The sequence below is a fragment of the Streptomyces sp. NPDC093252 genome (genome assembly GCF_040683675.1).
Classification (GTDB): domain Bacteria; phylum Actinomycetota; class Actinomycetes; order Streptomycetales; family Streptomycetaceae; genus Streptomyces.
The window spans coordinates 271,137-296,330 of record NZ_JBFBEM010000012.1 but is presented as its reverse complement, the minus strand read 5'-3'; the positions used below and the strand labels follow the sequence as shown (position 1 = coordinate 296,330).

19 protein-coding genes, 2 tRNA genes and 1 pseudogene are annotated in these 25,194 nt (G+C 71.5%); 15 read left to right on the top strand and 7 right to left on the bottom strand.

Annotation, left to right across the window (positions count from 1 at the left end; translation table 11 throughout):
- Positions 1-308: 308 nt before the first annotated feature.
- Positions 309-1,070, top strand: coding sequence for a DUF3566 domain-containing protein (locus AB0O01_RS25615; protein ID WP_365316892.1), 762 nt, complete (start codon positions 309-311; stop codon positions 1,068-1,070).
- 119 nt (positions 1,071-1,189) lie between these two features.
- Positions 1,190-1,266 (top strand) — tRNA-Ile (locus tag AB0O01_RS25610).
- Between the two features lie 150 nt (positions 1,267-1,416).
- Here the strand turns inward: AB0O01_RS25610 and AB0O01_RS25605 are convergent.
- Both AB0O01_RS25605 and AB0O01_RS25600 read right to left on the bottom strand, forming a co-directional pair.
- Complete coding sequence (locus AB0O01_RS25605) at positions 1,417-2,229, bottom strand: GntR family transcriptional regulator (protein ID WP_365316833.1); 813 nt, start codon at positions 2,227-2,229, stop codon at positions 1,417-1,419.
- A gap of 92 nt (positions 2,230-2,321) precedes the next feature.
- A complete protein-coding gene (locus tag AB0O01_RS25600; RefSeq protein WP_365316831.1) occupies positions 2,322-3,134 on the bottom strand; it encodes an ATP-binding cassette domain-containing protein in 813 nt (270 codons plus the stop codon).
- A 196-nt stretch (positions 3,135-3,330) separates the two neighbouring features.
- On the opposite strand from AB0O01_RS25600, the gene AB0O01_RS25595 reads away from it, so the two are divergent.
- From AB0O01_RS25595 to AB0O01_RS25560, 8 genes are all read left to right on the top strand, one after another.
- Positions 3,331-4,299 (top strand): hypothetical protein, encoded by a 969-nt coding sequence (locus AB0O01_RS25595; protein WP_365316829.1) that lies wholly within the window; start codon positions 3,331-3,333, stop codon positions 4,297-4,299.
- Entirely contained in the window at positions 4,292-5,305 is a 1,014-nt protein-coding gene (locus AB0O01_RS25590) for an ABC transporter permease subunit (RefSeq protein WP_365316827.1), read from the top strand. Before AB0O01_RS25595 ends, AB0O01_RS25590 begins: the two co-directional genes overlap by 8 nt.
- Positions 5,306-5,344: 39 nt before the next feature.
- Positions 5,345-6,574 carry a hypothetical protein gene (locus AB0O01_RS25585; RefSeq protein ID WP_365316826.1) on the top strand — a complete coding sequence of 410 codons (1,230 nt, stop codon included), beginning with the start codon at positions 5,345-5,347 and terminating at the stop codon, positions 6,572-6,574.
- 50 nt (positions 6,575-6,624) lie between these two features.
- Positions 6,625-8,616: a CoA transferase gene (locus AB0O01_RS25580; RefSeq protein ID WP_365316824.1), complete on the top strand. Its 1,992-nt coding sequence runs from the start codon at positions 6,625-6,627 to the stop codon at positions 8,614-8,616.
- Positions 8,616-11,903 carry an AMP-binding protein gene (locus AB0O01_RS25575; protein ID WP_365316822.1) on the top strand — a complete coding sequence of 1,096 codons (3,288 nt, stop codon included), beginning with the start codon at positions 8,616-8,618 and terminating at the stop codon, positions 11,901-11,903. The genes AB0O01_RS25580 and AB0O01_RS25575 overlap by 1 nt, the downstream gene beginning before the upstream one ends.
- Positions 11,900-13,129 (top strand): acyl-CoA dehydrogenase family protein, encoded by a 1,230-nt coding sequence (locus AB0O01_RS25570; protein WP_365316819.1) that lies wholly within the window; start codon positions 11,900-11,902, stop codon positions 13,127-13,129. Before AB0O01_RS25575 ends, AB0O01_RS25570 begins: the two co-directional genes overlap by 4 nt.
- A 257-nt stretch (positions 13,130-13,386) precedes the next feature.
- The gene (locus AB0O01_RS25565) at positions 13,387-14,433 is read left to right on the top strand and encodes a methyltransferase (protein WP_365316818.1); all 1,047 of its coding nucleotides are present in this window, start codon (positions 13,387-13,389) and stop codon (positions 14,431-14,433) included.
- Positions 14,434-14,441: 8 nt separating this feature from the next.
- Entirely contained in the window at positions 14,442-14,978 is a 537-nt protein-coding gene (locus AB0O01_RS25560) for an NAD(P)H-dependent oxidoreductase (protein WP_365316816.1), read from the top strand.
- Between the two features lie 743 nt (positions 14,979-15,721).
- Here AB0O01_RS25560 and AB0O01_RS25555 read toward each other — a convergent pair.
- A pseudogene (locus tag AB0O01_RS25555) lies at positions 15,722-16,006 on the bottom strand (DUF6344 domain-containing protein); the annotation flags it as partial.
- Between the two features lie 369 nt (positions 16,007-16,375).
- Here AB0O01_RS25555 and AB0O01_RS25550 point away from each other — a divergent pair.
- Entirely contained in the window at positions 16,376-16,504 is a 129-nt protein-coding gene (locus AB0O01_RS25550) for a DLW-39 family protein (RefSeq protein WP_217788237.1), read from the top strand.
- A gap of 170 nt (positions 16,505-16,674) precedes the next feature.
- Positions 16,675-18,093, top strand: a complete 1,419-nt coding sequence (locus AB0O01_RS25545) for a hypothetical protein (protein ID WP_365316814.1) — start codon at positions 16,675-16,677, stop codon at positions 18,091-18,093.
- 234 nt (positions 18,094-18,327) lie between these two features.
- Here AB0O01_RS25545 and AB0O01_RS25540 read toward each other — a convergent pair whose 3' ends face one another.
- On the bottom strand, positions 18,328-20,055 hold the full coding sequence (locus AB0O01_RS25540; RefSeq protein ID WP_365316813.1) for a serine/threonine-protein kinase: 1,728 nt from the start codon (positions 20,053-20,055) through the stop codon (positions 18,328-18,330).
- 421 nt (positions 20,056-20,476) lie between these two features.
- Positions 20,477-21,025, bottom strand: coding sequence for a DNA-binding protein (locus tag AB0O01_RS25535; protein WP_355739182.1), 549 nt, complete (start codon positions 21,023-21,025; stop codon positions 20,477-20,479).
- Between the two features lie 183 nt (positions 21,026-21,208).
- Here AB0O01_RS25535 and AB0O01_RS25530 point away from each other — a divergent pair.
- A tRNA-Ala gene (locus AB0O01_RS25530) sits at positions 21,209-21,281 on the top strand.
- 437 nt (positions 21,282-21,718) lie between these two features.
- On the opposite strand, the gene AB0O01_RS25525 is transcribed toward AB0O01_RS25530, so the two are convergent.
- The gene (locus tag AB0O01_RS25525) at positions 21,719-22,432 is read right to left on the bottom strand and encodes a DUF5324 family protein (RefSeq protein WP_365316812.1); all 714 of its coding nucleotides are present in this window, start codon (positions 22,430-22,432) and stop codon (positions 21,719-21,721) included.
- A 486-nt stretch (positions 22,433-22,918) separates the two neighbouring features.
- Here AB0O01_RS25525 and AB0O01_RS25520 point away from each other — a divergent pair, with 486 nt between their 5' ends.
- On the top strand, positions 22,919-23,446 hold the full coding sequence (locus AB0O01_RS25520; RefSeq protein ID WP_365316811.1) for a peptidylprolyl isomerase: 528 nt from the start codon (positions 22,919-22,921) through the stop codon (positions 23,444-23,446).
- 230 nt (positions 23,447-23,676) lie between these two features.
- A complete protein-coding gene (locus AB0O01_RS25515) occupies positions 23,677-24,585 on the top strand; it encodes a rhomboid family intramembrane serine protease (RefSeq protein WP_365316810.1) in 909 nt (302 codons plus the stop codon).
- A gap of 256 nt (positions 24,586-24,841) precedes the next feature.
- Here the strand turns inward: AB0O01_RS25515 and crgA are convergent, their stop codons facing one another.
- The gene (gene crgA / locus AB0O01_RS25510; RefSeq protein ID WP_365316808.1) at positions 24,842-25,099 is read right to left on the bottom strand and encodes a cell division protein CrgA; all 258 of its coding nucleotides are present in this window, start codon (positions 25,097-25,099) and stop codon (positions 24,842-24,844) included.
- Positions 25,100-25,194 lie beyond the last annotated feature (95 nt).

Below are 25,194 nucleotides of genomic sequence, written 5' to 3'. Positions count from 1 at the left end.
GTCCTGTGACTCCGTCCATGGGGTCGGGGGCCTCGGCTTCTTCGGCTCCGGTGGGTTCGGCTTCTTCAACTCCGGCGGGGGGTTCGGCTTCGGCGGGTGGGCAGCCGGTGGCGTATCCGTCGACGGGGGGTCGGCAGGCGGGTGGTCAGACGATGGGCAAGGGACCGGCGGCCTCTGCTCAGGGAGCGGCTGGTCAAGGGTCGGCGGCCTCTCCGCGGATGTCCCAGGCGTCTCAGACACCACGGACGCCTCGGTCACCGGCTCACACACCCCACGACACACCCCACGCGCAGGCGACCACCCCGCAGATCACCGATCCGCACACCACCAATCTGCAAGCGATCAAGCCGGCCAAGGCCGACGCGCACACACCTGACACGCACACACCCAAAACCCATGGATCCCCCGCACATGGATCCCAGGCTCATGGATCCCAGGGGGGAACTGTGACGGACACCCGAGGCACCCAGCAGTACGCGGCGGCCGGCGCCGCACAGGCCGGGGCCCAGCCCGCCGCGCAGGGTGCCTCCCCCCTGCCGGGGGAGCGCCAGAACCAGCAGGCGGAGACGCCGTACCACCCGCCGGCCGCGTACCAGACGCAGGGCGGCGGGCAGGGGCAGCCGCAGGGGGCGGCCCCGGGTCAGACCGGTGCCGGTGCCGGGGTGCGTCGGCCGCGGACCGGGGCGCGCACCACACCGCGGGTGCGCAAGGCCCGGCTCCGGGTGGCGAAGGCCGACCCGTGGTCGGTGATGAAGGTCAGCTTCCTGCTCTCCATCGCGCTGGGCATCTGCACGATCATCGCCTCGGCGGTGCTCTGGATGGTCATGGACGCGATGGGTGTCTTCTCGACGGTCGGCGGCACGATCTCGGAGGCGACCGGCTCGAACGAGTCGAACGGCTTCGACCTCCAGTCCTTCCTGTCCCTCCCCAACGTCCTGATGTTCACGTCGATCATCGCGGTGATCGACGTCGTCCTGGCGACCGCGCTGGCGACGCTGGGGGCCTTCATCTACAACCTGTCGGCGGGGTTCGTGGGGGGCGTGGAGCTGACGCTGGCGGAGGACGAGTAACGGGATTCCCGCCGCTCAACCCTGTGCCGGGTATCCTCCGGCTATCGATTTTGGGACTGCCCCGGTCGTGCGCTAATCTTCAGGGGTCGGCGCGCGGGACATACACCGCAGAGCGCGGCGGGGCTATAGCTCAGTTGGTTAGAGCGCATCCCTGATAAGGATGAGGCCACAGGTTCAAATCCTGTTAGCCCCACCAGCGAAAAGGCCCCCGGTCCGGATGGATCGGGGGCCTTTTGCATGCCGGTAGCCGGGTTCGTTGGTTGGTTGGGCGTGGGCGTGGGCGTGGGCGTGGGCGTGGGCGTGGTGGTCGGTGGCCCTCGTTGCTGTTCGGTCGGGCCGGGGGCGGTCAGGTCGAGGGTTCGTCGTCCGGTCTGGTCGTCGGCTGGTCCGTCAGGCGCATTGAGGTCAGGCCCTTGCTGGGGGTGCGGCGGGTGCCGACCGTGCGCTTGCGGAAGCTGTCTATGGGGGACGGGATGACGTTGTCGGGGGTGCGGAGCGCGGTGATGACCTCGGTGAGATGGGTGCGCATGGCCGATTCCGCCGTGTCCGGATCCCGGCGGGCGATGGCGTCGCGGATGGTCTGATGGGCGTGCCAGCCTTCCGGTTCGGCGACGATGACGATCGAGACGAAGGCCAGCATCGTGCGGTACTGGAGGGGCTCCAGGAGTTCTGTGAGCACCGAGTGGCCGGCCATGGCGAGGAGCGTGCGCAGATAGTGGCCGTGGGCGCGGTTCACCGCCGCTCGGTTGTGCTGGTCGAGCGCCTGGAAGCCCTGCCGCAGACAGTGGTCGAGGCGGGCCAACTGGTCGGGGTGGTGGAACTCGGCCGCCCGCTGGGCCGCCCAGGGCTCCAGCCGGGCCCTCGCCTCGAAGACCTCCACGATCTCGTCGAGCTGCTCGACACCGAGGCGGGGGATGAACGCGCCCCGGTGCGGCTGGAGTTCCACCAGACCGCGCCCGGCGAGATTGCGCAGCGCCTCGCGTACCGGCAGCCGGGAGACGCCGAGCGCGGCGGCGAGGGTGTCCGCGACGATGTGCTCGCCGGGACTCAGCCGCAGATTCAGGATCTCCGAGGTGAGCAGTTCGGTGACCCGTTGTTCGAGCGTGCCGGCGGGGGGCGCGGGCGCGCCGGAAGGGGGCGGGGCGGGTCGGGATGGCATTGCGCCAGTATCACCGACGGTGGGGGACGGGGGGTCGGGGATGCCGTGGATACCGGGGATGTGTGAGAGGGCTGCGGTCGGGGGCGGGTGGGTCATGGGGACTCGGTGTGGTGGCTTCTGACAGTTGCTGGTCTCCGTAGGTCCACGACCGTGGATGCCAGGCGGTGCAGTCGGGTCGGCTGGTGGGCGGTCAGCAGGATCGCGGTGCCCGACGCGGCCGTCGTCCGCAGCAGGTCCTCCACCGTGTCGCTCCACTCCGGGTCCAGATGGGCGAAGGGCTCGTCGGCCAGGAGCAGGTCCGGGGCCGGGAGCAGGGCTCTGGCCAGGGCTGTGCGGCGGCGCATCCCTCCCGAGATCTCGTCCGGGCGCAGCGCCGCGGCGGTGCCGAGGCCGAGGCGGGCGAGGAGATCGTCGGCGCGGGTCGCCTCCAGGGGGGTGGGGCGGCGGCCGAGGCCGTAGAGGACGTTGTCGCGGACGGTGCGCCAGGGGAGCAGGCGGGGGTCCTGGAAGAGCGTGGTGCGGGTGGTGCCGGGGGTGTGGCGGACCGTGCCCGACGACGGGGGCAGCAGGCCCGCGGCCACCCGCAGGAGGGTGGTCTTGCCGGTGCCGGACGGGCCGTCCAGGGCGACCGTCTCGCCTCGGTGGGCGGTGAGGGAGATGTTCTGGAACGGGGTTGTGGTTCCGAAACGGATTGTCGCGTTGGTGATGGTGAGGAGGGGTTCTTCGGACTCTCCGGACCTTCCTCCGGCTTCTCTTCCGGCTTCTCCGCCAGCTCCTTCGGCCTCTCGTCCGGTCTCTCGTCCGCTCTCTCCGCCGGGCTTTCCTTCGGTCTCTCCTCCGGGCCTTCCTCCGGCCTGTCCGGTCTCTTCTCCGGACCTTCCTCCAGGCTCTTTGGTCCCTCCCACCCCTTCTGCCCCTCCGGTGTTCTCACTTCGCACGCTCGTGCACCTCCATGCCGTGACCTGGACGTTTGTCTGCCCCCGCCCGGCGTCTCAACGGCCCGATGTCCCAACGCCCTTGACGGGAGCGAGAAAGATTTTATCCAATGCGACCATGGTAAGCCTAACCTTCCTTCGGGCTCCAGGGCTCCGCTGTGCTGCCGTGCTGCTCACGGCCATGGCCACCGGCTGTGCTGCTTCCGCCGCTGACCAGGACGATGCCGGGGAACCGCCCCGGCTCCGGGTCGCCGCCGCCGGAAGCCTCGCGCTGGCCGCCCCGCTGTCCGGACTGAACGACTCCGCCGCGCTGGCCGACCATCTGTCCGGCGTCGAAACGACCCCGGTGACCACGCCGGACGAGTTCAAATCCCTGCTGACCTCGTCCCGTGTCGACCTGGCCGCGCTGCCGACGATCACCGCCGCCAACCTCTACAACCGGGAGGTCGGCATCTCCCTGGTCGGTGTGGTGGACGCCGATCTGCTCAAGGTGCTGGCACCCGAGGGCTCCTCCGGCTGGCAGGCACTGCGCGGACAGACGGTGTACATCCCCTTCCAGGGCGACGCCGGTGACATCACCTTCCGCAGCCTCGCCACCGAGAACGGCCTCACCCCCGGCGAGGACTTCGAGATCTCCTACACCCGCTCCATCCCCGAGCTGATGACCGCCGTGGCCACCGGCACCGCACGCCACGCCCTGCTCCCCGAGCACTTCGCCACCCTCGCCCGCCAGCAGGCACCCGCCGGTCAGGACGGACTCACCGAACTCCTCGACGTCCAGGAGGAGTGGGGACGCGCCACCGGGGCCGGGTCGCTGCCGCAGTCCGCGATCGTGGTGCGGTCCGGATTCGCGGAGGAGCATCCTGGGCTCGTCGAGCGGCTGCGTACGTACTTCGCCGACAACACCGCCGGTCTCGCCGACGGGGACGTGGACAGCGCCCGTACCGAGGAACTGGCCGAGGCCACCGGCACCGACGCCGCCCTGGTCACCCGGCTGCTGCCCACGCTGAACCTCGGCTTCAGCGCGCCCGGCCCCGCCCGGAACGACATCACCACCCTGCTCACCGAGGCCGCCGACCTCGCCCCCCAGTCCGTGGGCGGACGCCTCCCCGAGGGGCAGTTCTACGGTGAATGACAGCGGGGGCGTGCTGGCCGGGGAGGAACGCCCGACGGGCCCCGGGGTGACCGGGCAGGCGCGACCTGCCGTCGGCGGAGCGGTCCGGCGCCGGGGGAGCCGCCGACGAGGGCGGGGCCGGTCGACGGCACTCGGGTCGACCGGGCAGGAACGTCCGGCGGCACCCGGGTCGACCGGGGACGAGCATCCGACGGGACCCGGGCCGACCGGGCAGGCGCGTCCGGCGGCACCCGGGTCCCGGCGGCGCCCCCTCCCCCGGCGCGCCCTTGCCGCCGTCCTCACCGCTCTCGCCCTCACCGGTCTCTGGGCCCGGGCCTCCGGAGGGCTGCCCGAGGTGGTGCTCCCCTCCCCCTGGGACACCCTGCGGGAACTGGGCGAACTCGCCGCCGACGGCACCCTGTTCACCGCCCTCGGCACCACCCTGCTCCGCGTCCTCCTCGGGGTCTCCCTCGGCGTGGCCGCCGGGGTGCTGGCCGGTGCCCTGTCCGCCGGTTCCCAGGTCGTCGCCGGGATGCTCGATCCGGCCCGGGTGCTGCTGACCGGCGTCCCGCCCGTGGTCACCGTGATGCTGGCCATGATCTGGCTCGGCCCCGGCGGCACGGTCGTGGTGCTGGCCGTGGTCGCCGTCGTCCTGCCCCAGACCCTCGTCGCCACCCAGGACGCCCTCCGGCGGGTCGATCCGGACCTGCTGGAGATGAGCCGGGGCTTCCGGGTGCCCTGGCACTGGCGGGTCCGGCATGTCGTCCTCCCGTCCGTGGTGCCGCCGGTCGTCGCCGCGGTCGCGGTGACCCTCGCCGGAGGGCTGCGGCTGGGCCTGATGGCCGAGGTGCTGGCCGCGCCCGACGGGGTCGGCGCCGCCGTCTCCCGGGCCCGCGGCTATCTGGAGACCGCCGAGGTCTTCGCCTGGGCCACCGCGGCCGTCCTCTTCGCCGTAGCCGTGGACACCCTGGCGCTACGACCCCTCCGGCGCCGGACGGCCACCTGGTTGCCGACCGCCGCCCCCTGACCCATCACCACCCACCCCCCACAGTCTCCAGGAGCCTGTATGCACACCGCCCCTGAATCCGTCGCCGCCGACCCCGACTGTCGGCAGGTCCCTGTTCCCGGCCCCCTGTCCCGGGCCGAGGCCGCCGACGCCGTCGAACTCCTGCTGGCCAAGGTGGCCCGGTTACGGACCCTCGCCGGCGACCGCTACCCCCTCTACGCCCACCACGGCGACTGGATCCTCTCCCGGCGCGGCTCCTGGACCCCCGGTTTCTGGGTCGGGCTTCTGCGGCTGACCGCCCGGATCACCGGGGACCGCCAGGACCGCCGACGCGCCGAGGCCGCCGTCGCGGGGCTCACCGAACGGCTCGGCGACGACACCGTCACCCGCTCCATGACCTTCTGGTACGGCGCCGGAACGGACCGCCCCGACCTCACCCACGAGGCCGCCCGCCGTCTGCTCGCCACCGCCGACCGGGACCATGGACTCGTCCCGATCGGCACGACATGGGAGCGGGAGAACGGCCGGCACCTGGTCGAGGTCGACTGCTGGGGACCTCTCGTCCGTCTCCTGAGCCGGTACGCGGACGAACTCGACCCTGAGTCAGAGGAAGCGACACGGGCGCGGCGAACGGCCGTCGCGCAGACCCGGGCCTGTCTGCGTCACTGTGTCCGGGCGGACGTCAGCGATGGTCGACTCCCGATGATCGTGGAGCGGTTCGGGATCCGTCCCTCACCGGAGATGTCCCCGCAGACCCCGCCGACCACTGCCGCCCGTCCCGCCGCCTGGGCGCTCCTGGGACTCGCCGAGTCCGCCGCCGCCCTGTCCGGGACCGACCCCGCCCTTGCCGTCGACTGCGCCCAGACAGCCGTACGCCTTCGCGCTCGGCCGCTCGGGCAACGAGCGGGCCCGGTGGGGGAGGACTTCGTCTCCGACACCTCCACCGGCTCCTCTACCGGCTCCTTCGCCGTTACCTCTGCCGTTACCTCCGCCGATACCTGTGCCGATAGCTCTGCCGACGCCATCGCCGCCGTCGCCCTCCACCGGCTCCCCTTCTCTCTCCCACTTTCTCCGCCCTCCCCTCTCCTCGCCCCTCGCTTCGCTTCCTCGGCGCGGCTCCGTACCGCGCGACTGGTTCGGGAGCAGCTCCGGGCCGATGGGACGTTCACCGGCACGCGCTATCGCGTCGCTGACGGACGCGTCGCCGAGGTCGAGTCCGTCTGGGGCTACTTCTTCCTTCTTCTCGCGCTCGCCATCGACGCCGAGCTGATCCGCAGCGACGAGTTCTGATCAGAGAGACCCCACCACCCTCCACACACCCCCGTCTCGGAGGTTCCGCCGTGAGTCGGACATCCCTTCAGCCCAGCACCGCGCCACCGCACCGAGCAGCCAGTCCGCTGCCGCTCTACGGATACGCCCTCCATCTGCCCGCCTCCCCGCCACCAGGACTCGCGTCCACGCTCGCCGTCGTGCGTGATCACATCACCCGGTTCGGGGGAGAGACCGTGACGACGAGCGTGGGGGCGGAGCCCTCCGTGGATACGGACTCGGACTCCGTGTGGCTCCGTCTCTCGGCGCCGCATGTTTCACGTGAAACATCGCTCGGCCATCGTGTTTCACGTGAAACATCGCCGGGCCGCCATGTTTCACGTGAAACATCGAACTCCGACGCCTCGCCGTCCCACACCGCCCTCCTCCACCTCCGTGGTTGGGGCGAGCTGGGAAGCGCCGAACTCTGGGGGCCGTACGGCGAAACGACCGCGCAGGCCGTCACCGGGCTGATGGCCGTGCAGGGGAGGGCGACCGGAGGGCCGCGGAGGCTCGGAGTCGACTATCTGGCGGCGGTGGGCGGTGTGGTCGCCACGACAACGCTGCTCGCCACCGCACTCGGTGAAGCGCGCGGCATGCCGATCGACCATGCCGAACTGGGTCTCGCGCATACGGCGTTGTACTCGCTCGGGCAGTATCTGGCCGCCGCCACGACGGACGAGGAACCCGAAGCCGTACCCACCCGGCCCTACTCGCCCGGTGAACAGCCGCCGTTCGTCTCGGCGGACGGGATCCGGTTCGAGGTGGAGGCGCTGGACTCGGCTCCCTGGCAGGCGTTCTGGCGTCAACTGGGCGTCCCGGCACGGCAGATCGCCGAGAGCTGGGGGCCCTACATGGGCCGGTACTCACGGGCGACCGCTCCGGTCGACCCGGCGCTGGCCGAGGCGGCCGTCCGGCACACCTACTCCGATGTCCAGCGCACCGCCGAGATCACGGGCATGAGCGTCAGCCCCGTACGAGCGCTGCATCACCGGATGACGGACGAGGACGTGGTCGAGGACCATGCGCCGTGGGCGCTGGCCGGTGAGCTTGATGTGCTTGACGAGTTCGGTGGGTTCGGTGAGGTCGGGGGCGGACGGAGTGGCTCCCGGTCCGAGGGGGCGCGGCTCCCGCTGGCCGGGCTTCGGGTCGTGGAGTCGACCCGGCGGATTCAGGGGCCGCTGGCCGGGCTGCTGCTCGGCGCGCTCGGCGCCGAGGTGATACGCGTCGAGCCACCGGGCGGCGACCCGCTGCGCGGGATACCGCCGATGGCCGGGGACACCTCGGCCCGGTTCCTGGCACTCAACCGGGGAAAGTCGGTCCACGAGATCGACTTCCGTACGCCGCGCGGACGGCGCGAGGTGCTCGATCTCGTCGCCGATGCTGATGTCTTCCTGCACAACTGGGCGCCCGGCAAGGCCGCCCAGCTCGGTCTGGATCACACCGACCTGGCCGCCGTCCGCCCCGGCATCGTCTATGCGTGGGCCTCCGGCTGGGGCCGGGACGCGCCTGCCGCGCGACTCCCCCTCGGTACGGACTTCATGGTGCAGGCGTGGTCGGGCGTGGCCGATGCCCTGCGCACCGAGGACCGGGCTCCGGCGCCTTCCCTGGTGACGCTGCTGGATCTGCTGGGCGGCTTCATCGCCGCCGAAGGGGTCGTCGCCGGGTTGCTGGCCAGGCGGCGCGGGGCCGGTGGTGTGCGGGTGGACACCTCGCTGCTGGGCGCGTCGCGGGTACTGCTCGGGTCCCGGCTGCGGGGGCGCGGGCAGGTGGGCGAGCGGGCCGGCGCCGCTGGCGATGCGGGGGCGGGCGGTGCCTGGCCGGGTGGAGTCGGATCGGGTGGTGCCCGGACGGGCGATGCCTGGCCGGGCGGAGTCAGCCCTGGAGGTGCCGGGCCGCACGCCGGGGGAGACGCCGTTCCCGTCCGTACCGACCTGCGTGCCCTCCCGGCCGATCCCTTGTTCGGCCAGGTGTTTCTGCGCCGGGGATGTGCCCTGGTGATGCCGCCCTGGAGGTTCTCGTGATGAAGTCCATCGCCCCTGCCTACCCCGACCTCGTGCCCGCGGCGTTGCGCGCCGAGTGGCGGGAGCGTGGGCTGTATCCCGGGGTTCCCGTGTTCGACCTGTTCCGTCAGCGGGCCGCCGCCCAGCCCGATGCCGTCGCCGTCTTCGACGACAGCGGGGAGACCACGTACGGCGAACTGCTCGACGCCAGTCTGCGGCTGGCCGCCGGGCTGCGAGGGCTCGGGGTCCGGGCCGGGCAGACCGTGGCGAGTCAGTTGCCGAACTCCTGGCAGGCGGTCGCCGTGGATCTCGCCGTGGCCGCGCTCGGCGCGATCGTGCTGCCGTTCCCCGCCGGACGGGGCGACCAGGACATCCGCGCCCTGCTGATCCGCTCGCGGGCCGCCGCGCTGATCGTCCCCGCCCGCTACCAGGACGTCGACCCGGTGTCCGTCGCGACGGCCCTCCTCCCCGAACTGCCGACCCCGGTCCATCTGATCGCACAGGGCGGTGGCCCCGACTGCCGTACCGCCGCCCGCTTCGAGGACCTGCTCGCTCACGACCCGCTCGGCGAGCATGACCTGCCCGAGGTGCACGCCGACGACGTCGTACGGCTGCTGGTGTCCTCCGGGACCGAGTCCGAGCCGAAGGTGGTGGCGTACTCGCACAACACGCTGGTCGGCGGGCGCGGACGGTTTCTCGCGCGGCTCCAGGTCGACGGGCGGCCGATGCGGGCGATGTATCTGATGCCGCTCGGGTCGTCGTTCGGCTCCGGAGCGGTCTTCTGCGTGCTGGCCGGGCTCGGGGGGTCGCTGGTGCTGCGGCGCCGGTTCGAGGCGGGGGCCGCGCTGGCGGCGATCGACCGATGTCGGCCCACCCATGTGCTGGGGGTGCCGACCATGTTCCAGCACATGGTGGCGCATCCCGCGCTCGGCTCCACCGACACCTCGTCCGTGGAGTGCGTGATCACCGGCGGCGCGCTGATCGACGCGGCCACCGCCCGGCGCTGCACCGACCATCTCGGACGCCGACTGGTCAGCCTGTACGGCTCGGCGGACGGCGTGAACTGCCACACCGGCGTCGACGATCCACCGGAGATCTCACGCGAGACCCTCGGCCGTCCGGACCCGGACATCTGCGCCATCCGGATCCTGGACGAGGACGGGCGCGAGCTGCCGCAGGGCGAGCCCGGCGAGATCGTCGCCCTGGGGCCGATGACCCCCCTCTGCTATGTCGACGCGCCCGAGCTGAATGAGCGTTACCGCTTGCCCGGCGGCTGGGTGCGTACCGGTGACCGGGGCTGGATCGACGCCGACGGTCGGCTGCGGATGGCCGGCCGGAAGAAGGACATCATCATCCGCGGCGGCGGGAACATCAGCCCGGCCCAGTTGGAGGGGCTCATCGCCGGACACCCCGAGATGCTGGGGGTGGCCTGCGTCGCCGTGCCCGACGATGTCCTCGGCCAGCGGGTGTGCGCCTGTCTCGTGCCGACCGGGGAGCGGGCTCCGACCCTGACCGAGCTGACCGGGTTCCTGCGGGCCGGTGGACTGGAGCCGCACAAGCTGCCGGAGTATCTGCTCGTCCTGGACGAACTGCCGCTGGGCGCGGCCGGGAAGGTCGACAAGAAGGCCCTCGCCGCCCTGGCCGAACGGCACTTCGCCCGACTCGGCGGCCCGGGACGGCCCAACGGGGTGGTGCTGGACGGAGAGCGGGATCTGCGGGGGCGGGGGGTGACGACTCCGGTCGGTAGTGCGGTCGGTAGCGCGATCGGCGGTGCGGTTGCTGGTGCGGTTGCCGGTGCCGGTGCCAGCACGGGCGCGGGGGCGGGGGCACGGCGGATGGCATCTGCCGGGTCGTCCGGTGCCGCGGTGCCGGGGACGGCATCTGCCGGGTCCACCGGTGCCGGATCTCGGGGGATTGCATCCGCCGGGTCCGCCGGTGCCGGGGCGCGGAGCATGACAGCCGCCGCCGGGTCCGGTGCCGGATCTCGGGCCCCGGCGCCCGCCGGTTCCTCCTCCGGTACCGCCTCGCAGGCCACGGAGTCTCCCCTCCCTTCCCGGACCATCACCGAACTGGCGGCCACCGTGCGGGACTTCGTGGAGCAGGAGATCCTCCCCGCCGAGCCCGTGCTCCAGGGCGACGGGCCGGACGCGCGGCGGCTGCTTCTGGAACTGCGGGCCCGAGCACGGGAGGCCGGTCTCTGGGGGCTCGGATTCCCCGTGGCCGTCGGTGGACCCGGTCCGGCGCTCGCGGACTATCTGCTGATCGCCGAGCAGGAGGGCCGCTCGGAATTCGGGCCGTCGGTGCTCGGCGGCGAGACCATCGTCGACGTACGGATGCTGCGGGCGCACGGCAGCCCGCGGTTACAGGAGGAGTACGTGGGGCCGCTGGTCCGCGGTGAGCTGGCGGTCAGCTTCGGGATGACCGAACCCGGCCGGGCCGGTTCACAGCCGCAGGCCGTGGCGACGCGGGCCGTGCGTGAGGGCGACGGCTGGACCGTCACCGGACGCAAGTGGTTCATCTCCAACGCCGGTTTCGCGGACTGCACGGTCACCATGGCCCGTACCGAGAACGGCCTCTCCGCCCTGCTGATCCCCACCTCCGCCCCCGGCTACCGCAGGGTCCGGCCCCTCAAGGTGTACGGCCGGGACACCGGGCAGTGGGAGATCGAGCTGGACCGGGTCCATGTCCCCGGGTACCTGATGCTCGGCCGGGAAGGCGAGGGCCTCACGGTCGCCGGGGAACGGCTCGGCCTCGGCCGCACCCTGCGTTCCATGCACTGGCTCGGAGCCGCCCAGCGCGCCTTCGACCTGATGTGCCGACGACTGCGCGAGCGCGAGGTGCACGGCGGACTGCTCAGCGAGCGCCAGCTCATGCGCGAGCACGTCTTCCTCTCCTACCTCCAGATCAGCGGGGCCCGTGACCTCACCCTGCGCGCCGCCCAGGCCCTCGACCAGGGCAGGGACGCACGGGTGGAGGTGGCTGCCGCCAAGGTCGCGGCCTCGCGGGCGGCGAACGACGTGGCCGACCGGGCGGTGCAGGTGTTCGGCGCCGAGGGGCTCTCGGACGATCAGCCTCTCTCCGCGATGGCCCGACGGCTGCGCACCACCCGCATCCTCGACGGCCCCGACGAGGTCCACATCACCAGCGCGGCGAGCCGGCTGCTCCAGACCTTCGCCTCCGCCCCCTCGTTCGACTTCACCCACTCGGGCAGCGGCCCCCTCCCCTCCGGCGCAGATCCCACTCACCCCAGCGACCCCACCCACCCCGACAGCACTCTCGACCAGCTCCTGGAGGCGACCGCCCCGTGACCCCCCTCAACCCCGCCCCCACCTCCGGCGCCGTCGTGGAGGCCGCCCGCGCGCTGGTTCCCGTCCTCCGGGAGCGGGCCGTGCGGGCCGACGCCGAGCGGACCGTCGCCGCCGAGACCGTCGAGCTGCTCGACGACGCGGGCCTCTTCCACCTCCTCACCCCCACCGAACTCGGCGGCCTGGGGCTCGACTTCGGGACCGCGCTGCGCACCACCGCCCAACTGTCCCGTGGCTGCGCCTCCACCGGCTGGCTGCGGGCCGTCATGGGCGGCAACACCTGGGCGGTGGCCCAGATGGACGAGGCCGCGCAGAAGGAGGTCCTGCGCGAGCCCGGCCGGCGGATCGCCCTCCAGTTGAGGGCGAGCGGCCCGGCGGCCGAGCGCGTGTCCGGCGGCTACCGGCTGCGCCAGGTACGCGGACGGTTCTGTAGCGGCATCGATCACGCCCACTGGATCCTCGCGGGTCTCGACATCGAGCCCGGCGAGCCCGGCCAGGCCGCCGTGCCCCATGTCGTCCTGATCCCGGCCGAGGACCTCACGGTCGTGGACGACTGGCACACCCTCGGCCTGCGCGGCACCGGCAGCCGCTCCTTCGTCATCGAGGAGACCTTCGTCCCCGAGCATCGGGCGCTGCCGCTCAGCGAGCTGGATCCGCTGACCGCGACCCGCCCCCGCCCGGACGGGCCGGTCTACCGGATGGCGTTCACCGCGATCGGCACGGTGGCCCTGACCGGCGTGCTCCTCGGCACCGCCCGCGCCGCCCTCGATCTGTACACCGCGACGGGACGGCACAGCAGCGCCGTCGACGTCCCCGAGCTGACCGGGACCGTCGACGCGGCCGAGGCGCTCCTCCTCACCGATCTCGCCCTGCTCACCGGGGCGGCCGTGCCCGGCGGCAACCGGGAGGAACGGGCCCGGATGCGCCGGGACATCGCCTGGGCGGGCGCCCGCTGCCGGGATGTCGTCAACACCGTGTTCCAGCACGCCGGTTCGGGCGGGGTGTACGACAGCGCACCCCTGCAACGCGTGTGGCGGGACGCGCATGCCGCCGCACTGCATCCGACGTTCGATCTGACCCGCTGGGGCGGGCACTACGCGGCTGTCGCGGCGGCGGAATCGGAGACGGAGTTGGAGTCGGAATCGGAGTCAGGGTCAGAGAGGGCGGGTGCGGTGGAGGGGATGGCTGCGGCGCCCGAGGCCGGTGGGGTTCATCGGGCAACGCCCTGACCCAGCCGATGTTTCACGTGAAACATCGGGCTCCCCGTTGTTTCACGTGAAACGTCAGGCCGTCCCGTGTTTCACGTGAAACATCAAGCGCTCCTTGTTTCACGTGAAACATCGCCGGATCCGCCCCTTCGCCGTAAGCCCACCCCACCCCCACCACCCCGCCACCTCTCGAACCCCTTCCGTCCCCTCCCTCTTCTCCCTCCCCTCCCTCCCCTCCCCCTCCTCCCTCCCTTCCCCTCTCTCTCAAGGAGCTGACCATGAGCACCCCCACCCCTGCCCCCACCCCCCGCACCCTCGATGAACTCAGCGACATCGTCACCCCCTACGCCATCCGGATCGCCGCCACGCTCCGCCTCGCCGATCACATGGCGGCGGGTCACACCAAGGTCGCGGATCTGGCCGAGGCGTCCGGCACCCGTCCCCGGCCGCTCGCGGCGATCCTGGAGTATCTGAGCCGCCGAGGCGTCTTCGCCCGTCTCTCCCCGCAGGAGTTCGGCCTCAACGCCGAGGCCGAGCGACTGCGCGACGACCACCCCGGCGGGCTGCGCTTCCGGCTCGACCTCGATGAGGTCGGCAGCCATGTCGAGACCGCCCATCTCTCCTACATCGACTTCGCCCGCCGTGACGCCGAGTCCGGCTCGGCGTACCAGGCCCGCTACGGCACCGACCTCTGGACCGCGCTCGCCCAGGACCCCGCCCTCGGGGTGTCGTGGGACCGATTCATGAGCATGATCACCCAGATCGCCACCGACCAGGTGGTCACCCGCTTCGACTGGAGCCGTCGCTCCCACCTCGTGGACGTCGGTGGCGGCAGCGGCACCCTGCTCCTGGCCGTGCTCGCGGCCCACCCCGAACTGTCCGGCACGCTGGTGGAGATCGACCCGGCGGCGAGCGCGGCCCGTGAGGCGATACAGGCGGCCGGGCTCGGCACCCGCGCCACGGTCGCCGAACAGAGCTTCTTCGCGCCCCTCCCCGACGGCGGCGATGTCTATCTCCTCGCCCAGGTGCTGCACGACTGGGACGACGCCGACGCGGTCCGCATCCTGCGGCGCTGCGCGGAGGCCGCCGGGCCCGACGGCCGGGTGCTGCTGGTGGAGCGCCTGCCGCATCTCGACACGAGCCGACTGCACGCGAGCTGGATGGATCTGCGGATGCTGATGCTGTTCGGCGGCGGGGAACGCACCGAGGAGCAGTACCGCACGCTGATCACCGACGCCGGGATGTCCCTGGATCTGACCCAGGTGGTCTCCTCCGGGGCGCTGGGCGGCGAGATGGTGCTGCTGGAGTGCTCGGTACGGCGGTGAGCGGAGTCATGCCGAAGGCAGCGTCCTCCGTCCTCGTCCTGGTCGCCCACCCCGATCTGCGCCGCTCCCGCGTCAACGCGGCGCTGGCCGACGCCGTACGCGGTCTGCGGCACGTCACCGTCCACGACCTGTACGGCGCCTACGACACCGCTGGCGGCGATCGTCGCGGTGCCCGCTTCGACGTGCCGCGCGAGCGCGCGTTGCTGGGCGCCCATGACACGGTCGTCCTTCAGTTCCCCTTCTACTGGTACTCGACGCCGCCGCTGCTCAAGCAGTGGCTGGACGAAGTGGTGCCGTACAGCAGGGTGTACGGCGGGAAGGGTCTCCGGCTGGCCGTGACCACCGGGTGCACGGCGCACAGCTACGGCCCTGACGGCCGTACCGGATTCACCATGGCGGAGCTGCTGCGTCCGCTGGAGGCCATGGCCCGGGTCACCGGGATGCGGCTGGACACCCCGTACGTCGTGTACGGGGCGGGAGGGCTCAGCGACGACGCGCTGAAGTCGGCCGCCGAGCGCTACGCGGAGCTGCTGTCGGCGGGATGACGCCCATCGGGATCCGGTCGCCACACGCGGCCGGACCTGGGCAGGGGCTCAGGCTTCAGAAGTAACCAAGATCGCCTGCCGGCGGGACCGGCACAGACGGAACGTGAGGAACAAGGCAAGAGGAGAGCAAACCATCAGCAAGCGAGAGGAGTGAAAGGGGACCAGGGGGAGCCAGAGGGAGGACCTGCTGGGTCCTAGGAGGGCCAGATAGAGCCAGTGGGAGCCGGTGGGAGTCTGGAGCACCGGATCGGGTGGAGCAGCCGGGAGCGATGGATCCGGGCTGCTCACCGCTGGAGCGAGACCGTACGAGCGGCGGCGGTGTCGACGCCGCCCGGGACGCGGCCGACACGGTCGCCCCGCTGAATGGCGTTCCCCTGCTTGCCGATGGAAATCGTCTGACCTCGGTGACCTTGCTTGCCGACCGGGGCCTTCTGGCCGTGGCGACCTTGCTTGCCGATGGGCGCCTTCTGGTCATGGCGCCTCTGCTTGCCGATGGGGGCTTTCTGGCCACGGTGACCCTGCTGAGAGGCGGGAGTCTTCTGGCCGTGCTGCCCCTGTCGGCCTGCGTCGGCCCGGTCCCCTCCGCTGTCCCGGCCCATGCTCTTGCCCGTGCCCGCGTTCTTGCCGCCGCCTGCGGGCTGCGCGGAATGCTGTCCGTCGTCGCAGTGATCGGTGGGAGCGTTGGTGCCACTCCTCGTACCGATGTCGCTGTGGGCGTCCCGGTCGCTTCCGCTGTCGCTGCCGTCCGTGAGGGCGCGATGGCGGCAGCTCGGCGTTTTGCCGTGGGCCTCCGCCCCGATGCGCTGTTTCATCGTGGGTGGCAGGGACCGGGCATGGGCCCAGGCCCAGGGGGACGCCGCCGGCAGTGCCGTGGTGGCGGCCTCGGCGCTGGTGTGCGCGGCCTCGGTGCTCGGGGTCGTCGCCGTCGCGGCGGCGGCCGAGGTGGTGATGAGTCCCAGCGCCGTGCACAGCGCGAGGAAGGCGGTGACGATGGCGGTCCACAGCGTCATGACCTTGTTCCTGGTCATGGCCCCTCACTTTCAGGTTGGGCGATTTGCGTACTTTCCTCATGATGTGTATGGAGGCCGTGAAGTGGTGGACCGACGCTCAGGGCGCGTCGATCGTCTGATGAACACCACACGGATGGGTGCAAGGCCCTGAAAAACCCAGAAAAGGACGCGAAAAATGGAGGAGGCGGCGAAACCGCACACAAAGTGACCGGCCGTAGGGGTGTGATCACCCTCCGGTCCGAATGTCGGCGCTCCCTCCCGACGCGGTCGTATCGGGGCCTCGGGCGCCGGGAGTTGGGGGCCACCGCAGGTCACATACCGGTATCGGCCGGTGTGTATAGTCGGGCGGCAGAGGTCCCCTACGTCAAGGAAAGACGAGGTCGCGCGGTGAAGAAGCTTCTCCTGGTCGTACTGGCCGCCATCGGCGGGCTCCTCGTGTACCGCCAGATCCAGGCGGATCGCGCCGAGCAGGATCTGTGGACGGAGGCGACCGACTCCGTGCCCACGGGTTCGTGAGCATCGACAATCAGTTCTGAGCGATCGGCGCTCGGTGTTCATGCACCGATGCCCGGTCCTGAAAGACCCCGACCGCCCACGCGGTCGGGGTTTTGCGTGTACGGGGCCGTGTGGCGCGGCAGGATGGCCGGGGTACGGAGGACTCGGCGAGTGGTGAGTAGGGGTGGCGCGTGATACGGCGGCGGCGTACGGCGTGGACGGGCGCGACGGCGGCGCTGGGAACGGCCCTTGTCCTGCTGGCTCCCCATCCGGCGCATTCCGCCGGTACTTCTCTGCCCACGGAGGGCGGGTACGGCTTCGCCGAGGACGCCCGTACCGTCGAACCCACCGGGTCCACCACCGGCGCCGAGCGCCTGGAGGCCGGTGTCCCCTACCGCAGCACCCTGCCGTCCGAGGGAAAGATCTACTTCCGTCTGGAACTCGACGCGGAGTCCACCACCTACGTCGCCGCCACCGCCGTACCCCCCGACGACGCCGAGGTGGCCTCCGCCGACGGCATCAGGGTGACGGTGGAGGACACCGACGGCGGTTCGTGCTCGTACGACACGGAGACCATCGGCGCCATCCGCGGCCCGCACCCGATCGTGGCGTGGGGGGTCCGCGAGGCCGGGCCGGGGAGTCATCGCTGCAAGGGCGCGGGTACGTACTACGTCGTCGTGGAGCGGGTCGCCACGGCCTCGTCCGCGCCGGACGCCTGGGATCTGGAGCTGGCCGCGGTCACCGAGCCGGAGCTGTCGGAGCCCGGCGCGACCCGGGCGCCCGAGAGCTGGAACTCGGCGACCCCCAAGGCGGTCACCGGCGATCCGGTCCGCCGCCCCGGCGGCCCGGGCTTCGCCTCGGCGGCCCGGCTCGGCGAGGGCGTCTGGGAGGACCGGATCGTCCCGGGCCAGACCCTCTTCTACGAGGTCCCGCTCGACTGGGGCACCCAGCTCTCCGCGACCGCCGAACTGAGCGGCTCGGCCGAGCAGGGCTCCTACACCTCCGGCGCGCTCGATCTGACCCTGCACAACCCGGTGCGCGCTCCCGTCGAGGACGCCGGCGCCGGTTACAGCGGGCGGCAGGCGTCCGCCGCGCTGCAACCGCTGCCGCCGGTCGGGTACGACAACCGGCACGCGACGGCGGGGCGGGTGAACGGGATGCGCTTCGCGGGCTCGTACTACCTCGTCGTCCATCTTTCCGAACAGGTGGCCGAACGGTTGAGTGCCGGGCCCTTCGGGCTGACCCTGCGGGTGGGCGTCGACGGGGCGGCGCGGCCGGGGCCCGCCTATCAGGGGGAGCCGGTGCCGGCCGACGTCTTCACCGCGGAGGACGCGTCCGACGGCTCCGACGACGACGCGGGGGGCGACGACCTGGCCGGGCCGGTGGCGGGCGGGGTGTCCGGGGGCAGCGGCAACTCCGGTGACTCCGGCACCATGGCCGCGCTCGCGGCAGGCGGTATCGGCGCGGGGACGGTTCTGCTGGCCTGGCTCGCCGTGTGGTCGCTGCTCGGACACCGACGGGGCGCGGGCACCCGACGAACCGGAACGCCGGGCACCGGACGGCGCGGGGCGGGCGCCCGAGGGGGTTCCGGGCGCAGGACCGCCGTCTGACGGGGGTTCACGCGGGCTTGAACTCGAAGGGGCGTGCGACCCCGTACGCGGGGCTGGGCCGTCTGGTACGCGGCGGCTGTCCGCCCCCGGTGGGCGGGGGGCTGGCGGCCGGTGCACGAGGGCGGCTGGCCAACTTACGGGGACGGGCGGCCGGCGTACGGGGACGGGCGGCCGGTGAGGGGGACGGACGGTGGGTGTACAGAAACGGGCGCCGGTGGAAGGGGAACGGGTGGCTCAGATCCGGGTCAGTGCCCAGAAACCCACGGCATAGCAGGCCAGGGCCAGGAGCAGCACGGGGATCGCGACCTTGGCCGGGGGGCCGGTACGGGCCTTGCGTCTGCGGTCCGCGCGGTGCCGCGGAATTGCCTGCGCGGGAGTGGGAACCTGCGGGTCTTGAGCGGTGTATGAAGCAGTAGAGGCTTCGATACGCGGGCGGGGGGTCAGGACGTGGGTGGATTCGAGGGGGTGAAGCGCGGAGGCGTGCAGGGGTTGGGGCTGGGATGGTGGCTGGGGGTGCGGCTGTGGCTGGTGGTGGGGGTGTGGTGGGAGATGCGGGGGAGCCGAGGGCTGCGCGGGCGGCAGCGGCTGAGGTGGCGACTGGGCGGGCGATGGGACAGGCGCCGGGGCAGCCTGGGCCCGCAGCGGGGAGGACGTGGTCGACTGCGGCGGCGGGAGATGGAAGCTTCCCGTGTCCGACATGCTGACCGGCGGCGCGAGAGAGGGGTGCGATACCGGGGCGTGCGGGTCGGTTGTCTGTGGTGCGGGTGCCTGGGGATAGGGGGGATGGGGGGTATGGGGGTCGGGCGCCGGGGGTGGCGGGGCGGCCTCCCGACGAGGATCCCTCCCGCCAGTGCCAGTGCCAGTGCCAGTGCCGATGTCGCCGCCGCCGGTCCGTGGATCGAGGGACACCGACCCGGTCCCGGGCCAGACCCCGAGAGACCCGCCGCCACCCCTGCCCCCGCCCCCGACGCTGCTACCAGCGTCAGCCACTTCTGCCCCTGCCCCCGCCCCCGGACCCGGTCCCGCTCCGGTTCTCGTCCCCGCCCCCGTTCCCGTCCCGGGATCGATCCCCGAAGCCGGTTTCAGCGGCCCCTCCGCGGCGAACCCGCCGGGCAGTGGCCCGAGTTGGTCGAAGATCTCGATCTGCTCGTCGTCGGGACCGGGCTCCGGCAGTAGCTCCATGGCGGAGGCCAGCGCCTTCCGGGCCCCCGTGGCGGTCCGGAAACGGGACTCGGGATCCGGCTGGAGCAGCGTGGCGACGACCTGCCAGAGCGGCTCGGGAATCCCCTGGGGCGCACCCGGGGTGCCATGCTCGGCAAAGTACTGGATCAGCGCCTTGGCGTCCGGCTTGGCCCCTTCCAGCAGATACAGGGCGACCAGTCCGACGGCGAACAGGTCGGCCGGGAAGTCCGGTTCGGCGCCCATCATCTGCTCGGGGGCGAGATACCCGGGGGTGCCGACGACGAGGTTGGTCTCGGTGAGCCGGGGCTCGCCGAAGCGCATGGAGATGCCGAAGTCGGACAGCCGGAGCCGGGGGCGTGCGGTGCCGGTGGCCTCCAGCAGGATGTTGGCGGGCTTGATGTCCCGGTGCACCACACCCTCGGCGTGCACGGCGGCGAGCCCGGACAGCAACTGGTCGAGCAGAGTGCAGACGAAGGAGGGAGGCAGCGGGCCGTAGTCGCCGACCAGGTGGACCAGTGATCCCCCGGCGACCAGGTCCATGGTGAACAGGACCTTGTCGTCGTCGGCGGCCCAACTGGCGGGGGCGAGGACATGGGGGTGGTCGATCCGCAGGGCCTGTTCGCGCACGAAGCGCAGCAGGGAGTGGGCGTCGCTCTGCTGAAGCACCTTGGCGGCGACATAGCGGCGGCGGCGGTGGTCCCACGCACGCCAGACCGCGCCGACGCCTCCGCGTCCGATCGGGTCGACGAGTTCGTACCGTGCGGCGAAGACCTCACCCATGGCTGTGCGTTGCCCCTCCCCTCGGGCGGAACGGCTTGTTCCCCTCTGCTTCCCCCATCAGGAGTGCGATGACCCCTTCACTGCGGCCAGAGTCTGACCTGCGCGGCCAACTCCCGAGGCCGCCCCCCTCAAGAAAAGTCCATCCCCCGTGCACGCGTCCCCCGTGGTCGTGCCGTCGTCCATCCGTTGCCGCCGACGTCCCCCGTAGCGTGTCGGCGTCCCCCGTGCCGCGTCCCCGTCCGCTGCCGCCTGTGTCCCCTGTGTCCCCCGTGCCACGCGCCACGAGGTGCCCCCGCACCTCGGACCACGTGGCCAGAGCCGCGCATCCGCCCACTGAACGGCGTCGACTCCGCTTTCCGACTCCGTCCCCCGACTCCGCGTCCTGATTTATCCGCGTCGTTGGGTGAACCGGAGGCGGAGGTCAGTTCTGGTGGGACTGGTAGTGGGCCACGGCGTCGGATGTGCGGCCGGCGCCGTAGACGCGGAGGAACTCGGCGAGTTCCGGATGGCTGGGGGCCAGCGTGTCCGCGGCGTCGATGATGTCACCCGCGGCGGCCACCGACCGCAGCAGGGACTGGATCTCACGGACCACACGCTTGACCGTCGGAGCACCTGAACTGCTCGTGGTCTGTGTGGTGTTGCTCAGCACCGAACCCCCTTGTGACTTCTTGATCTCGTCCATGCGGTCCGTGGCCTCGGCCGCGCTCACACTGCCGTCCGCGACCTGGCCGGCCAGCTCCTGAAGGAGCTGCACCCGCTGGACCACGGCCGGATTTCCGATCTTCGCCCGCTGACCGCTCATCAACTGGGACAGCATCGGCGCGGAGAGTCCGAGGACCCCCGCGAGACGGGCCTGGTTGAGTCCCAGGTCGTCGATGAGCTTACGGAAGAGCGCCCCCAGCGGCTCCCCGTACCAGTTCCGCTGCAGTTCCCGCGCTCTTGCGGTGGCTTCCTGCTGTGCGGCGTCCATTGCGTCTCCCCATCGCTTTCCCCAAAACGACGGTTCGCTGTCGCGAACCACGACAGGCATCTTACGGAGAGTGGTCGCCTGCGGGGACCCCCCAATCTTTTTGCGAGAAACCGGGGGCGACCCGGTACTCTGGTCAGCGGCGCCTGCCGGGTGTGGTTCGAACCGGTGTGACGCCTCTCTTCCGGGGCCTTAGCTCAGTTGGTAGAGCGCTGTCTTTGCATGGCAGATGTCAGGGGTTCGACTCCCCTAGGCTCCACACCGTCGTATCGGCCGGACACCTCCACGGGTGTCCGGCCGGTTCCGTTTTCCGGTGGGGCGGGGGTCGATGGCGGGTGCGGGGATCGTTGCGGTGATTTGCGCAAACATTTGCAGCTTTGGGGTTCGGGTGGCGACTCCCGGCGACGCGTCTCGTCCGGTGGCTTCCGGGCGGCGTGGGCGGGGTTCTTATATCACCAGGCCAGCGGGGTTTGTGTAGCCGGTGTGATGCGGTGTGTCAATAAGTCTGTACGGAACCTGCACATGTCAGACGTTGCAAAAGTCATCAGGAGCGTGCTCGCAAAACGCCCGCTCGGGGTGAAGGCGGTGAACACCGGTGAACGGCGGTGAACCGCGCCGAAGGGCGGGAGACGGTCAAGTCGCCCGCCCTTCGGAGGCAGTTGGCCGACGCCGGCCAGCCGGACACGGTCGGACGGTCTACCGGCCGTCCTCGTCCCGCTTCGCCGCGTCCTCCTCGGCCTCCTCGGCCTCCTTCGCCTGGACCTCGGGGTCGAGGGCGGACCGGCCGCTGCCGTCGACGGAGGTGAGCCGGCCGGACTCGGGGACCTCGGTCGCGGCCGGGGGCTCGACCAGCCAGTCCGGGTTGGCCTGCCTGTCCCACCACTTCCAGGCGGCGAAGGCGCCGCCCGCCACCAGGCCCACCAGCGCGAGCACCTTCACCGCGTGCCCGGCCCTGGAACGCCGTTCGTGCTTGCGGACCAGTTTCTGGATCTCGTCGGCGGTCACCCCGCCGCGCAGCGCGGCCAGGGCGGCGGAGCCCCGTACCGCGGCCTCGTCCCTGACCGGCACGGCGGCGGCCACCGCCTGCTCGATGCGCGGACGGGAGTACTCGGCGGCCTGCCGGGCGGCGACCCGGGCCTTGAGGGCCGCTTCCTGGGCGGCGTGGTCGACTTTCGGCGGCACATGGGTACGGGCCTGTTCCAGGCGGGGCACGAGATGGGCCTCGTACTGGACGCGGGCCTGGTCGGCGGCCTGCGACACCTTGGGCGCGAGCCGTACGCGTGCCTCGTGCGCGTAGTAAGCGGCCCGGTCCTTGGCCGTGTCGGCGTAGGGCGCCACCACTTCCGCGGCGTGCAGCACGCTGTCCTTCGCCGAGCCGGTCGCGGCGCGCACGCTCTCGATGCGGGTCACGGGAATCCTCCTCCTCGGTGGCGTACGGTATTTCGACTTTCCACCCTTTTACGGATCATGCCTGCTGGACGGGCGGGCGGCATGCGAGGGCGGGCATCCGGGTCACGCGCACGGACGCCGTGCGACGCCGTACGCCGCGCCGGACCGTCCGGACCGTCCATGGGGCGATCGGCGGCCACCGGGAGCAGCCACCCGGAACCGGGGCGGAAGGCGGGCGGAACAGGGGGTAAATCCGGGGCAACAGGAGCTTGTCGTCGACAATGCCATGGATCGTCGCCGAACGCGCCCGTGCCGGGGCGGCCCGTCCGGGTCCAGTTCCCCCCTCCCCCGGATGCCGCCGCCGAGAATCTGCCCGGTCCCCCGGGTACCCCACCCCCGGATGCCCCCTCCCCCCGGCGCGAGCCCGCAGCGGCCGGGCGGCGGGCGACGTGGCGCACGGTCCGTGCGAGGATCGGGGAGTCACAGGAAGACGACGGAAGGCAGATCGTGGCCGAGCAGCTTTACGCCACCCTGAAGACGAACAACGGCGACATCGAGATCCGGCTCTTCCCGGACCACGCGCCGCAGACCGTCAAGAACTTCGTGGAACTCGCCACCGGCGAGCGCGAGTGGACCCACCCCGCCACGGGCCAGAAGTCCTCGGACAAGCTCTACGACGGCACGGTCTTCCACCGGGTGATCGACGGATTCATGATCCAGGGCGGTGACCCGCTGGGGAACGGGACCGGCGGTCCCGGCTACCAGTTCAAGGACGAGTTCCACCCGGAGCTGAAGTTCACCAAGCCCTACCTGCTGGCCATGGCCAACGCCGGTCCGGGCACCAATGGCTCGCAGTTCTTCATCACGGTCGCGCCGACGGCCTGGCTGAGCGGCAAGCACACCATCTTCGGCGAGGTCACGGACGCGGCCAGCCAGAAGGTGGTGGACACCATCGCCACCGCCCAGACCAACCCGCGCACCGACCGCCCGGTGAACGACGTGGTCATCGAGTCGGTCGTCATCGAGAAGCGCTGACGACCGGCGCCTGACGCGGCACGCGGCCCGGGACGACCACGGGGAGCCGCCCGTGACGTCCCGGTGGACGCTCCCTCCGGCCCATCTCGGGTGTTCCCTCCGGGGACCGCCCGAGGTGGGCCGGAGGGAACAAAAAGCCCCGCTCATCCGTAATGATGAGCGGGGCGTCGCATTGCCCGCCGAATGACGGCCTCCGAATGATGCCCGCCGAGCACACGTGAGGGGATCGCATGGACCAGGCGCCGGGCAGCCCGCAGGGCCCGGGGGAGCAGCCGCCCCCGCCCGCACAGAGCCTGCCTGTCTGCTACCGGCACCCGGACCGTGAGACGGGTGTGCGCTGCACCCGCTGCGAGCGGCCGATATGTCCCGAATGCATGGTCAGCGCGTCGGTGGGCTTCCAGTGCCCGGAATGTGTGCGCAATGGATCCGGCACCGGACACGCGCCGAACGCCGCGATGCCCCGCACCCTCGCGGGCGGCACGATCGCGGCCGACCCCCGGCTGCTCACCAAGATCCTGATCGGCATCAATCTCGCGGTGTTCATCGCGGTGCAGGCGCGGTCCTCGCTGCTGGACAGCCTGGTGCTGATCGGCCAGTGGCCGCCGGCGCCCTGGCCGGCCACCGAGGGCGTCGCCGAGGGCCAGTGGTACCGGCTGGTGACGGCGATGTTCACGCACCAGGAGATCTGGCACATCGCGTTCAACATGCTGAGTCTGTGGTGGCTGGGCGGCCCGCTGGAGCAGGCCCTCGGCAGAGCGCGCTATCTCGCCCTCTATCTGGTCTCCGGCCTGGCGGGCAGCGCCCTGACCTATCTGCTGGCGGCGCCCGGTTCGGCCTCCCTCGGGGCCTCGGGCGCGATCTTCGGTCTCTTTGGGGCCACGGCGGTGCTGATGCGCCGGCTGAGCTACGACATGCGGCCCATCCTGGCCCTGCTCGCGATCAACCTGATCTTCACCTTCACCTGGAGCGGTATCGCCTGGCAGGCCCACATCGGCGGCCTGGTCGCGGGGGTGATCGTCGGGTACGCGATGGTGCACGCCCCGCGGGAGCGCCGGTCCCTGGTGCAGTACGGGACCTGTGCGCTGGTGCTGGTCGTAGTGATCGGGATCACGCTGCTCAGATCGGTTCAGCTCGGCTGAGCTGCTGTTTTCCACAGCAGGTGCCCGATCTTGTGCATAGTGTGCGGGAACTGCTGTGCCCCCTGTCACCGACCGGCGTTTATGCAGGTCAGGCAGAGGGCGAACAGACTTGCGACGAGTGGTGTGACGGTCGTACCGGCGTCAACCCGCCAGAGGTTATCCACAGATCTTCGTCTTTTCCCCAAGGGAGATGTGGAAATTCCGTAAGGGCTGTGGATAACTCAGTGGATACCCCTGGGCAGAGGTGCCGCGGGTGCTACTTCCACTGGGTGGAGACACCGAATCCGGCCGCGATGAAGCCGAAGCCGACCACGATGTTCCAGTTGTTGAGCTGGTCGATGGGGAGTGAACCGTCGGTGACGTAGAAGACGACGATCCAGGCCAGCCCGATGAGGAACATCGCCAGCATGACCGGCGCGACCCAGGCCCGGCTGTTGAGCTTGATCGTCGTCGCCTGCTTCGAGGACGGCGGCGGCGTGTAGTCGGCCTTCTTGCGGATACGTGACTTCGGCACGAGGGTCTCTCCTGTCGATGCGCTGCGTGGCCGCGCAGGGAACTCGGGTCGGGCTCGGGGCAGCGTACAAGGGGACACTGAGTGCTCCCCCGGGC

Excerpts from the sequence above, each read along its gene's own strand:
- AB0O01_RS25535 (WP_355739182.1), bottom strand. The coding sequence starts at position 21,025 with ATGGACGCCGCACAGCAGGAAGCCACCGCAAGAGCGCGGGAACTGCAG.
- AB0O01_RS25560 (WP_365316816.1), top strand. The coding sequence starts at position 14,442 with ATGCCGAAGGCAGCGTCCTCCGTCCTCGTCCTGGTCGCCCACCCCGAT.
- AB0O01_RS25540 (WP_365316813.1), bottom strand. The coding sequence starts at position 20,055 with ATGGGTGAGGTCTTCGCCGCACGGTACGAACTCGTCGACCCGATCGGA.
- AB0O01_RS25565 (WP_365316818.1), top strand. The coding sequence starts at position 13,387 with ATGAGCACCCCCACCCCTGCCCCCACCCCCCGCACCCTCGATGAACTC.
- AB0O01_RS25575 (WP_365316822.1), top strand. The coding sequence starts at position 8,616 with ATGAAGTCCATCGCCCCTGCCTACCCCGACCTCGTGCCCGCGGCGTTG.
- AB0O01_RS25585 (WP_365316826.1), top strand. The coding sequence starts at position 5,345 with ATGCACACCGCCCCTGAATCCGTCGCCGCCGACCCCGACTGTCGGCAG.
- AB0O01_RS25605 (WP_365316833.1), bottom strand. The coding sequence starts at position 2,229 with ATGCCATCCCGACCCGCCCCGCCCCCTTCCGGCGCGCCCGCGCCCCCC.
- AB0O01_RS25515 (WP_365316810.1), top strand. The coding sequence starts at position 23,677 with ATGGACCAGGCGCCGGGCAGCCCGCAGGGCCCGGGGGAGCAGCCGCCC.